Source organism: Candidatus Woesearchaeota archaeon (assembly GCA_018303405.1).
Lineage (GTDB): Archaea > Nanobdellota > Nanobdellia > Woesearchaeales > JABMPP01 > JAGVYD01.
Map to the genome: position 1 here is coordinate 35,384 of JAGVYD010000013.1, position 14,345 is coordinate 49,728.

At 45.6% G+C, this 14,345-nt stretch carries 10 protein-coding genes; all 10 read right to left on the reverse strand.

The annotated features are described in order from the left end of the window. Positions 1-43: 43 nt before the first annotated feature. The gene (locus J4227_04905) at positions 44-6,175 is read right to left on the reverse strand and encodes a fibronectin type III domain-containing protein (GenBank protein MBS3109839.1); all 6,132 of its coding nucleotides are present in this window, start codon (positions 6,173-6,175) and stop codon (positions 44-46) included. Between the two features lie 15 nt (positions 6,176-6,190). Continuing rightward, positions 6,191-7,546: a hypothetical protein gene (locus J4227_04910; protein ID MBS3109840.1), complete on the reverse strand. Its 1,356-nt coding sequence runs from the start codon at positions 7,544-7,546 to the stop codon at positions 6,191-6,193. 420 nt (positions 7,547-7,966) lie between these two features. Continuing rightward, the gene (locus J4227_04915) at positions 7,967-9,514 is read right to left on the reverse strand and encodes a hypothetical protein (GenBank protein MBS3109841.1); all 1,548 of its coding nucleotides are present in this window, start codon (positions 9,512-9,514) and stop codon (positions 7,967-7,969) included. Next, positions 9,511-9,723 (reverse strand): DUF2283 domain-containing protein, encoded by a 213-nt coding sequence (locus J4227_04920; GenBank protein MBS3109842.1) that lies wholly within the window; start codon positions 9,721-9,723, stop codon positions 9,511-9,513. The genes J4227_04915 and J4227_04920 overlap by 4 nt, the downstream gene beginning before the upstream one ends. A 1-nt stretch (position 9,724) precedes the next feature. Beyond that, positions 9,725-10,288, reverse strand: coding sequence for a nucleotidyltransferase domain-containing protein (locus J4227_04925; GenBank protein ID MBS3109843.1), 564 nt, complete (start codon positions 10,286-10,288; stop codon positions 9,725-9,727). After that, the gene (locus J4227_04930; GenBank protein MBS3109844.1) at positions 10,285-10,776 is read right to left on the reverse strand and encodes a hypothetical protein; all 492 of its coding nucleotides are present in this window, start codon (positions 10,774-10,776) and stop codon (positions 10,285-10,287) included. The genes J4227_04925 and J4227_04930 overlap by 4 nt, the downstream gene beginning before the upstream one ends. 107 nt (positions 10,777-10,883) lie before the next feature. Then, positions 10,884-11,072, reverse strand: a complete 189-nt coding sequence (locus tag J4227_04935) for a hypothetical protein (GenBank protein ID MBS3109845.1) — start codon at positions 11,070-11,072, stop codon at positions 10,884-10,886. Positions 11,073-11,077: 5 nt separating this feature from the next. Beyond that, the gene (locus J4227_04940) at positions 11,078-11,290 is read right to left on the reverse strand and encodes a hypothetical protein (GenBank protein MBS3109846.1); all 213 of its coding nucleotides are present in this window, start codon (positions 11,288-11,290) and stop codon (positions 11,078-11,080) included. After that, on the reverse strand, positions 11,287-11,844 hold the full coding sequence (locus J4227_04945) for a hypothetical protein (protein MBS3109847.1): 558 nt from the start codon (positions 11,842-11,844) through the stop codon (positions 11,287-11,289). The genes J4227_04940 and J4227_04945 overlap by 4 nt, the downstream gene beginning before the upstream one ends. Positions 11,845-12,039: 195 nt before the next feature. Then, on the reverse strand, positions 12,040-14,181 hold the full coding sequence (gene metG / locus J4227_04950) for a methionine--tRNA ligase (GenBank protein MBS3109848.1): 2,142 nt from the start codon (positions 14,179-14,181) through the stop codon (positions 12,040-12,042). Positions 14,182-14,345 lie beyond the last annotated feature (164 nt).

A 14,345-nucleotide genomic window follows, 5' to 3' on the forward strand; every position in this document is an offset into this window, starting at 1 on the left:
CCCGCTCTCTTTATCCTGATTTAATATATATGGTTTGCGCTGTTTAGCTCAATGGCACGCCAAACCTGTATGGCCCGTAATTTGAGCATGCAATGCTTGTCTTGCAGGCCACAATCATGAAATAATACTCTGTTCCGGGCTCAAGCGCTACAAGGGTTGCTGAATGCACCTTGGATGTGCCTGATGCTGATGCAATTGTTCCCTCCCAAATCCCGACTGCCTTTCCGTACCTGATGCTTCCGGTTGACAATTCATCCGTGTTCCAGTTTATTGTAGTGGTAATTCCGGGGATAGCGCTCATGCTGTTGACCCTTGCGCCTGGCCTTGCCTGGAGCCTCAGCCTAGCGGTCATGTCCGGCCATGCCTCCTGCATGATGTCAAAGTCTGTTCCAGTGGCAAGGTAGTAGCCATCGCAAACAAGCGTGCCCTGCCCCTGGCTTGACATGTTGTACCTTTCAATTGAATTGCAGACATAGGTTGTCAAATTATCATAGCTTACGACAACATACTTGTCTTCATCCGGAGTCCCCTGCTTGTCCCTGACCCTTCCAACAATTGTCTTGTCGCCAACATGGATTGTGTAAAACTTGTCGAATACAAACACATCAGTCGGGACATTGGCGGATGAAATGAACAATCCACGCACCCAGTTGATGACAGTCTTGACAGGGCTTGTCAGGAAGCCGAGGAATGCCTCGAGCCTTGTAGGCGCCCCCAAATCCATGCCAACATTGTTGTAAATTATCATCTCATAATTATTGTCATACCATACTTTCCTGGCTGCATCGCAGTTGTCAAACCCTTCTGCGCCCTTGCCGTCGCAAACTCCGGCAAAATTCCTTCCAACCGTGCTCTTCAGGTAATCTGAGGCATTGCTTACATTATTTATTGATGTTCCCACTGCAACCTTAAACCTGTTGTTGTCGTTTGTGTCATTGTACTGCAAGACACAGAAATTATTTGTGGGCGCTATGTTCCTGGGGCTCCCGACACCGCTCAGGTAATCATGCAGGCTCTTCGGCGTTCCAGCATCAAATTCCACATCATAGTCAATATAATTCAATGTATTCTCATAGCTGTCGCAATAGATTGAATAATCCACAATTTTCTGCTCTGCTGTGAAGTTTAGCATCTTAGCTGCAATCAACCCTGTCCTTGTTGTCCAGTTGCCATTGTTGCATGCATGGTCATAGAAATACCTGAAATTGCCATTTGTGCAGCCTCTTCCATCCAGATAAATTGAGCTAAATGTATCATAGTCATAATCATATTGGGCTTTCCTCTCAGCCTCATACCTGCTCCTTGGCAGGAAGCATTGCCCGGCCCCTGCGCAGTAATCATAAGTCAGGTCTGACCAGTCATATCTCTTGACTGCGTTCTGCCAATTTCCTGCCTGGCATATCCATAGTCTTTCAAACCCGGGCAAAGGTAAGGAGCGATTGAGCAAATCAAATTCATTAGTGCAATTATTCCCTGTCCAGCAGGAATCAACGCCTTTGCAGCAGGAGCTCATTGTTGAGGAATTGTACAGCAGGTATTCCTCCACTTTTATTTCTTCATGCAAGCTCATGGGAAGGTATGCATCATGGTAATCGGGTGCATAAGCGCATGCACTGTAATTTTCAAATCTCCTGGTCTGGTCCTGCCAGAAACCTTTGCCAATGTCAAGGCTTGCCTGCTCTGCAATTGGCCCAAGGTCATTGTTGGCGACAAAAATTGCATAGTCATAATATGACAGCATTTTTCCCACTTCAGGGAAATGTATTGTCTGGCCGCAATTGTAAACAGCCCCTCTCACTCCAGCGCTTGCCGAGGACAGCTGGCCGGCTGTTGCATCTGTAATCGTGCAAATATTATCAGAGAGCAGGTTCCTATAAATGATTGAAGCGTATTCATAGCCTTTTGTGGTTATTTCCGTAACTCCGCTGCCAGTTTTCGTAGTCTGGTTGGTCTGTTCACTCAAGGCTTCAATGTAAGTTGGGTTCCCAGTCAAATCAACTGTCCTATTATCCTGCCTGTAGAAGAAATTTTCGAAGTTCCTTGTCTTGGAAATCATGCTCCTCAGGCCTGATAATGCCGGGGCATCGCCGCGTTCCCTGAACCCGAGCAATCCAATGAACCAGTTCCACATCCTTTTCGCAAATCCAGTTGGCTGGCCAGGCGCAGTGATTGCATCATCTGTGCTCACAACAAGGATGCCAGTCTCAAAGTCCCACATCACTTTCCTGGCACGGCCGGCATAAGACGCATCAATCTCGCAATCAGCCAGCCCTTTTCCTGCAGCAGAGTCGCAGGCATTGGGGAAATTTGCCATGATTATCTTCAGGTCACCTTCAATCATCGTATGGATGGAAAATGCCGGGTCATCCAGGGCTCCCGGCGGGCTGAATGCAAAGGTAATCTGCCTGTTGCCCAAATTGTAATAGGTGCATACGGGCGTGGCAGTGCCATGGTAAAGTTTCATTATCCTGGAAACATTGCTCATATTGTTGCATGCAAATGTGAAATTCGCATCAGCGCCATAGGCCTTTTCAGTGACGTTCAGCAATGTAATTGCAGCGAGATGCGTCAAAGTTGTCCATTCGCCGGACAGGCAGTAATATTTTCCTTGTACTGCACCTGTCGCTACACATCCAGCAGGCGAAGTTCCTCGTGCAGTTATCCAACATTTGTTTTGTTCAAGACAATAACCATACTCCGATAAGTCATACGCATCCTTGCGGTAAACCTTGCTCCAGTCTGAGTATAGTTGCACATACTCGCCAGTTGGCAATCCGACATTCGGATAAGTGACAGTGGCATTCAGCCTGCATACATAAGTCTCTGCTCTGCCCTGGTCATATGGGCTGAACAATGATTCTGGCCTGCTTCCTGCTCCAATAAATTCATCCTGGGTAAAATTAGTGACATCGGAATTCCATCCTCCGACACATTTCCTTCCATTCCAGCATTTGTCAGAAGGGCAGCATCCATCAGGGGAGCTGGTGCCGAAAGGCAGGTGGGCCTCTGTTTCAAGCATGGCAGAATACTCCCACGGCACGGTCAGGTTGTTGAAATCGTACTTGAAGCTGCAATTGGCAAAATTCCTAAACCCACCCAAAGTTTCATTCCAGAAATACATGGCAAAATACGCTGCAGGCGGCACAGCCGGGCTGGTTTCCCAAACAGGCGTTTCAGCAGGCGGCGCAGTATTCAAGATTGCAAACATATCCACATCCCTGTCCTCTGGGACAGCATAATTTTCCAGGCAATTGAACCATCTTGTATAATCCAATGGCTTGGGCGGCAGGTCATATTCAAAGCTCCTGACGCTGTATTCAGCTGCAAGAACAGGGCAAAGGTCATTTGCTGATCCAACATTCCGATAAAATGCGCCCAGGAAATATGATTTGTCAAGGTGCTTTTCCAGGAGGGCAGTTATTCTCTTGGCCCCTGATTTTTGGATAAATATCGTATCATAGAATTTGGGCTGTGCAACCAATGGCTCAAGGTCATATGTTGCTGCCCCTCCGCTTGACAATTCAGCCGGCAAGCCAACAGGGGAGCCATCATTGTAGTAATCCTGGAAATCCTGAGTGTACTTTTCAACATAGGAAGTATCCATGCCTCTATCCAATCTTGTCCGGTAGTCTATTGGCGCATTGCTTATCAGGATTATCCTTGTTATATTGTTGTAGCCGATGCTCTTTATCCTGTGCCTTGTGTTGAGGTTTTGCGCATTATGGTAGCCCCCTGCATCAGTCCTTGGCGTGAAATCCCTTCTGGTGCGCCTTGGCGGGCCGTTATTGTCATTGTTGTAGCCAACACCAAGAATCTCGTCCATAAATTCGCTTACAATGAAATCCTGCGGGTCGCCGGGCAGCATAAGCTCATTCCCGAGGCTGGGATTTGCATTCAGTGATTTGTTAAGCAATACTCCTGCAATTATCGTGTTTGTCTCAGCATTCCGATAAACACAAGTGATTTCTTTGTCAATTGGGCAGGTTCCCGCAGCGTTCTTTGCAAAGCAATCAGCGCTGTCGCACACAACTGTGAAATCAGCATAGCCTAATTCCTCACCGAGCTCAAGCATGTTCGCAAGCAGGTATTTAGTCCTTGATTCCCAATTGTCAGGCCGGGGCGATGCAAGGCAGTACTTATCATTCGAAATTTCTCCCATGAAATAGCATCCCTCCAGCAGGGTCCCGCTGCTCGCATCAGTATAGCTCTGCCAGCATTGCCCCTGGGTTGGGCAGTATTGCCATTCATCCGCATCTGGTGTTGTATTGTACCAATGCTTTTTCAGGAACGGTATGCTCCAGTTTGTCCAGTCAAATACCTTGTCGGCATTCTGGTCTTCAGCCAAGCACACCGGGAACGGCTCGCTAGAGTGGGTATTGCGGTAATCATCTCCGGAGAGAACATTAACGCATGCTGAGCCGTCCCAGCATTCTGTGGCTTGGCAACAACCAAAATTAAAATCCGATTTTAGGAATGGCAATGGGTCTTCTGGATTCTTATTTCCCTGTATTTTGACAAGGTTGAAGCCGTCTGCATAAATATCGCCTGTGCCGCTCGGGCTGGTGATTAAGAATATCTTGGCAACTGCTGCGCCTGGATTGGTCCTGAACCTGACATTCTTCCTGATCCACTGGCCTTTTTTGCCAGCCATGTTTGCTTCAGTTATGTAGTAATCATTTGCATCTGTGTTTAGGATTGTGTATTCATGGTTTGTCCCGATTCCGCTTAACTGCACTTGCCTGTGCAGTTCCCATGTGCCAGTCAAGGCCGCGCTTACAGGGACATAGACATAAACCGAGGCTTCGTACTCTGTGTTTCCCTCAACAGGTATGTCAATTGTCCTGATGCCTCCATAATCTGAAGGGTCACTGATGGTTATTCTCACTGCAGAACTGCCGAACTGGCTTTCAGGGTAAATTGACTGGGGGCTTGGTATGAATGCATCATATTCTGGCAGGGACACAATTGGCCGTGGCGAGCCTTGGATAATCCATCCTGGTATGTCAACTCCCTGCCTGCAGCAGACAGCAATTGTTGCATCCGGGTCAGTTGTGTCGCATGAGGCAACATGCGAATCGCTTTCCTTATACAGCTTGGCGACACAGTCATATCCCTCATTCAATGGGCATCCATCTGCAGTTACCTCGCCGACAAAATTTCCGCATTGGACATTGCTTACAGCGCTCCCGAAATTTACAGGGCCATAACCTGCTCCGTCATAATCATTCTGCGCAGCATGCGCGCCGCTGGCTTTGACGCTCGGCAAACTCGGATCGAATATCCTGAGGACAGTGCCTCCATCATTGGGCAATTCAGGATCCCGCGCAACGCCTTCGCAGCAGGCAACAAGATTGTAGTCAGCTGCATATTCACCTGGATGAGCGCTGTAAATGTCATAAGGCAGAATCTGCCTGTTCCTGATATCACTGGTTGCATGGCTGCCATCATCCCATATCCTGAAAACAGAATTCAATTCAGGGCAAGGGCTTCCGCTTGCGTCATCCCTTATATCACAGCTCAATGTCTGCCCTGTCTGGGGAGGCAAAGTGTAATGCACTCTAATCTTGATGTGGTCAACCATCGCTATTTTAACCTGGCCTGACAATTTCACAGAAACAGCAATCCCGAAGCTTGGCGAATTCACAATAGCAGGTGTCAGGCTTGCGGCGCCCCACATGTCAACAGCGCTGCCATACTTGACAATAAGGTCACTTCCAGAAAATGTCCATGCAGCCGGGTCAGCTTTGTTGTTTCCTGTTATGACATTGTTCACAACCAGCCTGACATCATTGTCATAAACATAAGGTGTTCCGGTATTGCTTCTCCTTTCTATCCATGCCTCTACTCCTGTTATTACCGCTGTGTCCGGGATGGCAAGCCCAAAATCAGTGAGCTTGAGATAATGTGTAACCTCATAAAAAGTTTGAGGAGTTGCAGGCGAATGTACACCTAATACCCACATATTATCTGAGAACTTTGCATTGTCCGGGGTAAGCCAAACTCTTGTCCCAATGCTGGGATCGTCTGTTATTACTGCTGCGGCCAGGCCATCCCTGTAATCTGCTGCAACTGTCTCTAATCCGGAAAACAGAAAAAACAGGGCAAATGACATCAGAACAAGACTCCTTGGCCTAAGCAAAACCTTTCTGTATTCACTGTTTCTGCTTTTACTCATTCTTTGGATTCCTTATCAGCTCAATCCTTCAAAGCTTGGGTTGGTAATGAGATTGAATGATTGTTTTTTGGCAAGGCCAGGCTCGCAGGAGCAGGATGCCGGGTCAAGTTCGCAGCTCTCGCCATGCTGTACAGCAGTGCAGAAATTATCCACGCACATGCTCCCCCCTAAAGCAGGGCAAAGGTTGCAGTCATTGTTTGTCTCACATTCGACAACGTCAAATGATGGATTGCTTGCTGACTGGCCTCCCCACCAATTGTTGTCAGCAAAGCTTCCTGTGAATGCAGTGGCTGTTCCAACAGACCGTGTGCCTAAATAAGCAACATTGCACATTGGCTCAAAGAGATATTCTGCCGTGCTTGTCCCTCCGGCAGCGGTTTTCCCTATTCCGAGCATGTATTCATAATTATCACCTGGTGCAGGAGACTGGTCGCAGAAATTCTTGCCGGCAATGCCGGTATTTAGTATGCATGAAAACAGGAAGGTCCAGTCAGGCGACTGCCCTGCAGTGCCTGTGTACAATGAATTTACCTTTATTTTCAAGGTGTCAGACAAAGCTATTTTATTGTCAGATGCATCGTTCAGGTCATCATAAGTGATTGCAGGCGCTGAAATATCAACTGGCGCGCAAAATCCGCCGCCAATGTTTGTCCCGCCTTTGCTTGATGTCCAACCCAAGTTTGCAGTCCCTGTGCAGGCATCATTGCCCCCGCACCTGATGAAATTCCTGCCTTGCACCCCGGCAACTGTCATTATGCCTCCTGCATTTGTTGCCCCTGGGTCAGGGTTGCCTGAATTCTTATTGCATGCCGGGTCGCCGTCCGCTGTTGACTGGTCAGAGCATTGATAGAATCCAGAGCCTGTGCAAACGCCATAAGTTGTTCCCTGCTGGGCCAATGAGCCGCACATGCTTCCCCTTGTGCCATCGCATCGCGTGCATGTGTCTAATCCGCCATCCCCATTTGTATCAGTGCAAAAATTTGGTATTACCCCTCCTGTGCATTCAGCACCTGAAGTGCACGGGTTTCCATCTGTTTCGCAGGAAAGGTCAGCCAGGTCAATAAACCCGTCGCCATCATTGTCATTTCCATCGCCGCAGGCAGCAGCGCTGCTTTCCGGAAGCTCGCACAAAATGCCAGAGTCAGTTGTCACGTCATTGCAGTCATGGTGAGGGCAGCCGTTGCAGGTGTTTTGGCACGTATTTTTTTTATCAACGCATGCATTGGCTGAATAGGTTCCTTTTGGGTCGCATAAAGGGTAGACATCAGAGCCATAAGATGCCGAGCACAGGCCATCCTTGTCCCCGCACACGCCATCGCTGGGTGTTCTCTGGTCGCCTGACTTATACCCATTTTGAACAATGCCACCCATAGGGTCACCTGGCCCGCTGTCAGAACAATAAAAAGTCCCACCCTCTGCAGCACCGCACCCTGTTCCCAATGGGGCATTGACACATTGCCCGGAGCAACTAAGCGGCGGCCAACAAAAAACAGGCCATTCGCATCTCTGGCAAAGATAAGCATCACAATCTGCCTGTGAATTGCATTGGACGCCTTGCGCAGGCTTTGGCGTGCCCGCCAAAGTGACAGTTATCACTGTTAACAGAAATAAAATAGTCACTAGCCGCGACTTTAACTTGTATATTTTCACATTACCAACCCACTCTAGCAAAATAAGCCAAATCATACCAATTTTATATATAAATATTGTGATTTATGGTATATGCAAATTTATAAATTATATAATCTCATTTTGTAGAAAAGTTGCCATAGCCGCACAAGAATTATTTTTTTAATTATGCCTGATGCAGGCTACTCTACCGAGCGCATGAGACTCAGTTCGGAAATTCTGAATGTCATTTGCTAACACATAATATTGTGCGTTGAGTGCATCATCACTCACCAAGAAATATCGAATTCCAGTAGATACACCCACTGCTTGCATTGGATATTGCGTCAAATCATGTAATGAAGCAAGATCATAATCAAAACCGAATTCATTTTTGCATGCATTCTTTTTTGTGGCTAAATCAGTATTCGAGGGGTAGTCTCCCTTTACCGTGAATCTCAATGGTGCTCCTTTGTATATGCATGCAATTCTGCCGGTATAACCATTATGAAAAGACATTCCATTTATCTTAAGAATTACTCCCACATCCTCATCTATATCAACAGCAGTCCACGCATTTGCACCATTAGTTGTATCTTCCATCTTTACAAAATATCCTGGTGGAGAAACATCCTGCTGATATGCAGCAATTTCAAGCGCATTGGCAATTGTATATTCACTGCCGAATCCTATGTTTGGATCAGGGTTTGCGCAAATTGATGCCTTATTGGCAGTTGTTCCAGAATAATCCGCCCTTTCTGTATACCTAATCAGAGGCTTTATTGGATAGTGGAATGCACCGTTTATTTGAACGCCATTGGCGTCTATAGTTATTGCCTGGGAAACAACACAGGTTATATCTCTCTTCCTTGTTCCAGTTGTATACACATCTACACATGTCCTTGATTCGCTTGATTGGCAAGCATATTGACTATTAATATTCCCATCGCAGGTGTCGCTATCTCCAACAGACACAAGTTGCATGGCTCCGTAAACATCCGCATCAGCAGTGCCAACATAAATTGTCCCAATCGCTTCCAAATTATGGGTTGGCGTTGCTGTCCCAACCCCGACACTGCCTAAATTATAATAAACATTCAGACCATTCCTTGTCCACGATGCCTTGCTTGAGATTTCAGTGTCAACATATTTCTTGCTTGCGGCAGAATTGTCAGTGCCGGGAACATCAGGCACGCCTGTAATGTCACCTGCAACTTGAAGCGTTGAGCCTACCTGCAATGCCCCTGCTATAAGCGCACTTCCGCCAACTCTCAATCGCTGCGCGCCTGCTGCTGTGCCAATGACCAATGCATTCGTGCCGCCAGTCAATTCAATGTTGCCAGTTGTTTTTGTCGCGCCACCGATATTCAGGACATAAGAAGCATCCGGCGCAATATTGATCCCCAATTTTGCAGATTGAAGATTGCCGGTAAACACTCCTGACGAGCCAGCCAAGGCGCCAGTCAGTGTTGTCGTGCCAGCAACTGTCATTGCGCCCTGCAGTGTCGTGCCAGTCTGCACTGTTAAATCGGGAAATACATAGCCTGTTCCTGATGCAGTCCCTCCACTTATCTCATTCAAAGTATGCCCCTGCGGCGCAACAGCAACGCCCACAGCAATGGCTAGCACTGCAAAGAAAACAATAAGCTGCCTAATCATCCTCATTATTATATCCACCTTGCCATGCCTTGCATGGGAATAAGAAGTATATATATTTTTTGCAAGAATCATGCATCATCAAGCAGATTCTTCACTTTCACTTCTGTTAACGATTCTGTGGAGAGCTTTTTGCTGGCATCTAAAAATTCTACTCCCAGAATTTTTCCCTTGTCATCCTCATCTATGGTGGTAAAGTCGTCAAGCTTCCTGTTTTTTCCGACTTTTTCCTTCCTGAACCGAATGTACAGAGCATGGGCCTCTTTGTCATAGCTGATTTCCATTTTACAGCAGCCTTATCCCATCCTTGAGAATTGATTTTACTATTGCATCTTTCTTATTATTATAAAACAGCTTTTTGCCGAAATAGTGCATTTCAATGTTTTTACCATAAACAACCTCAAGTCTGGAGACGAAAGAGTCTATTGGGTCTTTGCTAATGTTTTTGCTGTGAACAATTGCAATATCCACATCAGAATCTACATTATATATCAGCTTGGCAAATGAGCCAAAAAGATGCACTTCAATTCCCTTCATCCTGCTGAGATTGTCAGTCAAGTCCATTAGCAGGCAGTAAACATTGAATGGCATTTCCCTCATTTCCTTATACTGGCTTGAGCACATCGCTATGATTTTCTTGCCTTCTTCATTTTCAAAATTTACAGAGTAAAAATTACCCTCTTTTTTCAATATTGAGGAATTTAACAGGCGAAACAGGGCATTGTCCAAAGGAACATTGTTAAGACCAATTTTTTCCTTAATCTCATTCCTGTTATGCCTTGAACCCGGTGATACGCTGAATAGTGTCATTATCTTGAAGCAATCAGGGGTAAATGCCGGGTTAATCATCTTTTTGCCTCCAATAATATATCCATCTTAGCGATAAATGGCTCGACTTTATTGTTCAGAAATTTTTGCGCTCTTGCCCTGTACTCTGATTTCATGTAATTGCTGCCGGTAAAATATTGAGTTTTCGTTCTCTCTCTTTTAGCCTCAGCCAGGTCATTTGCCATATGGATAAATTCATTGTGGCCTGCTTCTAAGAGTTTTATTATCCCCTTATTGTCAATTAGCCCTCTTAGCGCCTTAATAGTTGTGGAATGAACTTGCACATCTATTTTTATTTTGTATGCTTTGGCCAGAAAAAGCTTAGTTATGTCATGCATGGCATAATAACCAGAAATTATGCTCCATCTTGGAAATTCTTGAATGATAAACCTGCAATGCTGCAGATTGTCTTTATAGGAATGAAAAAAGAAATTTACATAACGCTCCTTTTCCAATTCCCCAATCCTGCTGACTTTGCCTTCCCTTAGCAAAATCTCAATTTTTACCATTTTTTTGGTATATATATCTTTTTGTTTAAATACTTTACCATTTTTTTGGTATATTAAATACCTTATAATGACTTGAAATGACGCACTCAAGAAAATATGGAATTAATTCACTGCTCCATATTCTTCCATTCCTCGATGTTATGCACTTTCATCGTGCAGAATTTCTTGCCTTCCCAGTAGACCCAGCAGGAATCGCCGAACTTGTCCCATCTAAGGCAGCCAACGCAAACCGGGGCGCCAGGCTGCTTTGCCCTGTGCTCCTTCTTCTTCCCCTCTTTTTTCTTCGCTTTCGCCATTTTAATCAGCCAAACAGCCTCTTATACTCAGCAACGCTATTAATTCCGAAAAGGCTCATTAATTTCCGCTTGCCGTTCGGAGCCTGAGCAAGTTTCCTTATCATTCTCATCCTTTTGCTAATCTGCGCATCAATAAACTCATTGTGGGCTTCTTTCCAGCCGGGATTGGACTTAACATAGTTTGCCCATCTTGTCACTTGGTTATCCTCCTTTATCATAGCCTGTACCTTCTTATCATGCTTTTTATCTTCCCTATCTCATCCTCATCAATATCATCTGAATAAACAATTCTTAAATGTTTCGCATCTGACATGTCCTTGTCAGATTTCAAGTACTCTTCCTTGAAGGCAATATTGGCATTGACCGAGCTGAACCATACCGGCAGGCCAGTAAATTTGATTTTTTGCCTGGTGGAAATCTGGTAAGCATCAATAATGTCCTTTGCAAACTTGACTTCCATTTCCGGCACCAAAATCTTTCTTTTAATATAGCGGATGCTATTCCCCCCGAGAAGGTAATCAAATATTTCAGCAGCATCCTCACTCTGCACGCATTCAAAGCCTTTTCTTTCCAAGTCCCTGTGCAATATGCCGAATTTTTTAGCAGTGATCTTCTCAATTATCATGTCAATATCCTCTGTGCCCCTTGATCTCCCTGAAGCTATTGCAACAAAACCTGACACAATTATATATTTGCAGTGCCTTTCCACCACTCTGCAGAAATCAATGCAAAATTTATCAAGAATATTCCTTTTTTTTACTTGCCTGTCCATGCCAGATTCAATCAATGAAGATATTTAAATATTGGTATTATACTATTTATCGGTATTATGTTATTTTACCTCACTCTTGCGCCGTCCTTCACCTTCTCAACCTAACCTTTCTCTAGAGAAAGGTTAGAATCCAAAGAGTCGTCGCCTGCGGAAACTTCGTTTCCTTGGCTCCAGGCTTTGCTTCGCAAAGCAAATTTACCTCACTCTTGCGCCGTCCTTCACCTTCTCAACTTTAATCTCTTCCTTATCTGTCTTAAAAACTTTTCCATTGCATGTCGGCTTCCCATCAACAATTCTCATCTCAATCTGCTGGAAATCCTTGAAGCTCAGAATATTGTTGGCATCATCTGGCTCTGCTCCATCAATGTAAACCTGGTCGCCTGGCTCGCTTTCCTCTGCAAATAGCACTCCGACTTCCTCCCCGTCGTCGCCTGCCAAAAGCATTGCCTCGCTTTCCACGCCCCTCAATTTATTCCTTTCCAGGTTTGTGACTATGCACAATTTCTTTCCCAGCAGGGAGTCATTTGTGTAATGCCCCCTTAATCCGGCAACAATCCTTCTTTGCTCTGTTCCTAAATCAATTTTCAGAAGCAGCAATTTGTCGGCATTTGGGTGGTTTTCAACTGACATCACCTGCCCAACTTTGACATTTAACCTTGAAAATGTTATGCCTTCATCCTGTTTCGGCGATTCGTCTTCCATTTTTTCCCCCCCAAAAACCTCAAGCTTTTCATCGTCAATTTTTTTGATAATGATTTCAGCCCTGCTGATTTTGCAGGAAGCCAGGGTATCATTCAGGTTGCCCCACTCCAGCCCCTCCAGGCCAAGCTGCTCTTCCAGCCGCCTTGAAAATTCCGGGAGTATCGGCTTGACCAGGATGCTGACATCCTTCACAATGTTCGCCACGCTATTCAGCACCTTGTGCGCGCCTTCCTTGTCCTCCTTGACCATTTTCCACGGCGCATTGTCCTGCATATACTTGTTGCCCTGGCTGGATGCATTCAGTATCAGCTTGACAGCTTCGCGGAAATCAAGGTTGCCGTATGCATCCTGGATTTTATCATAATTTTTTCTCAGCCCTGCAATGAAATCACTGTCCAGGCCGCTGCCTATCTGAGACTGGAAAGAGACATTCAGCATGCTCAATGCCCTGTATGCAAGATTTGCAATGTTCGCCACCAGCTCATTGTTTATCCTTTCATGGAAGTCCTTGAAATTCAAGTCAATGTCCGACAGCTTCTTGCTGAGGTTTGAGGCATAATAATACCTGAGGAACCCTGCGTCATAATGCTCAAGGAACTGCCTTGCCGTGAGGAAAGTCCCCCTTGACTTCGACATCTTTTCCCCGTTCACTGTCAGGAAGCCGTGCACAAACAGGCTTGTAGGCATGTTAAAATCAGCAGCATGCAGAAGCGCTGGCCAGAACAGGTAGTGGAAGTATATAATGTCCTTCCCGATAAAATGGATAATCTCGGCATCCTCGCTTTTCCAGTAATCCTTCTCGGCATCCAGCCCGTTTTCCCTTGCGTAATTTTCCGTGGAGGCAATGTAGCCAATTGGCGCGTCCAGCCAGACATAATAATACTTGTCCTCTTCGCCCGGTATCTTGAAGCCGAAATAAGGGCCGTCCCTTGAGATGTCCCAGTCCTTTAAACCTTCTTTAATCCAGTTCAGCACAAAATTCCTGACCTCATCCTGCAGGCTCTTGTTTTCCTTCAGCCATTTTTCCAGCATCCCTGAAAGCGAACTCAATTTGAAGAAATAATGGACAGATTTTTTCCTTGCCGGCGTATTTTTGCATAACACGCAATAAGGGTCAACAAGCTCTATAGTGGCATAGGCGGAATTGCATTTCTCGCAGACATCCCCGTACTGGTCCTCTGCCCCGCACTTGGGGCATTTTCCCTTCACGAAACGGTCAGGCAAAAACCTCTTGTCTGTTTCGCAGTAGGCCAATTCAACTTCCTTGGTGTAAATCAGGCCTTTTTTCTTTGCAGACTCGAAAAAATAATCAGAATATTTCTTGTTTTCAGGAGAATTGGTGGAATAATAGCTGTCGAAGTGTATCTGAAAGTCAGCAAAATCCCTCGTGTGCTCTTCATAGTATTTTGCAATCAGTTCTTCAGGTGTAATGCCCTGCTTTTCAGCATTTATCTGGATTGGCGTTCCGTGGGTGTCATCAGCGCAGCAGAATATTGCATCTTTTCCAATGAGCTTCAGGAACCGAACATAGACATCGGTCTGTATATACTCTACAAGATGGCCTATGTGGATCGGGCCGTTTGCATACGGCAAGGCAGCGGTTACAAGTGTCCTTTTTCGCTTAGTTGGCGCCATTTCGCATCAAAATGGCTAAAAAGGCGCAACTTTAAAAAATTAATGAGTTTCCGGCACAAATTTTCAGATGCTAAGATAACATGGCCAGGAGGTGAGAAAAGAAAAAGATGATGAAATCTTATCCTGACTGGTGGTCTTGTCAATCAAAAGGAAAAATAATAAAA

Excerpts from the sequence above, each read along its gene's own strand:
- J4227_04905 (MBS3109839.1), bottom strand. The coding sequence starts at position 6,175 with ATGAGTAAAAGCAGAAACAGTGAATACAGAAAGGTTTTGCTTAGGCCA.
- J4227_04910 (MBS3109840.1), bottom strand. The coding sequence starts at position 7,546 with ATGGGTGGCATTGTTCAAAATGGGTATAAGTCAGGCGACCAGAGAACA.
- J4227_04915 (MBS3109841.1), bottom strand. The coding sequence starts at position 9,514 with ATGATTCTTGCAAAAAATATATATACTTCTTATTCCCATGCAAGGCAT.
- J4227_04920 (MBS3109842.1), bottom strand. The coding sequence starts at position 9,723 with ATGGAAATCAGCTATGACAAAGAGGCCCATGCTCTGTACATTCGGTTC.
- J4227_04925 (MBS3109843.1), bottom strand. The coding sequence starts at position 10,288 with ATGATTAACCCGGCATTTACCCCTGATTGCTTCAAGATAATGACACTA.
- J4227_04930 (MBS3109844.1), bottom strand. The coding sequence starts at position 10,776 with ATGGTAAAAATTGAGATTTTGCTAAGGGAAGGCAAAGTCAGCAGGATT.
- J4227_04935 (MBS3109845.1), bottom strand. The coding sequence starts at position 11,072 with ATGGCGAAAGCGAAGAAAAAAGAGGGGAAGAAGAAGGAGCACAGGGCA.
- J4227_04940 (MBS3109846.1), bottom strand. The coding sequence starts at position 11,290 with ATGATAAAGGAGGATAACCAAGTGACAAGATGGGCAAACTATGTTAAG.
- J4227_04945 (MBS3109847.1), bottom strand. The coding sequence starts at position 11,844 with ATGGACAGGCAAGTAAAAAAAAGGAATATTCTTGATAAATTTTGCATT.
- metG (MBS3109848.1), bottom strand. The coding sequence starts at position 14,181 with ATGGCGCCAACTAAGCGAAAAAGGACACTTGTAACCGCTGCCTTGCCG.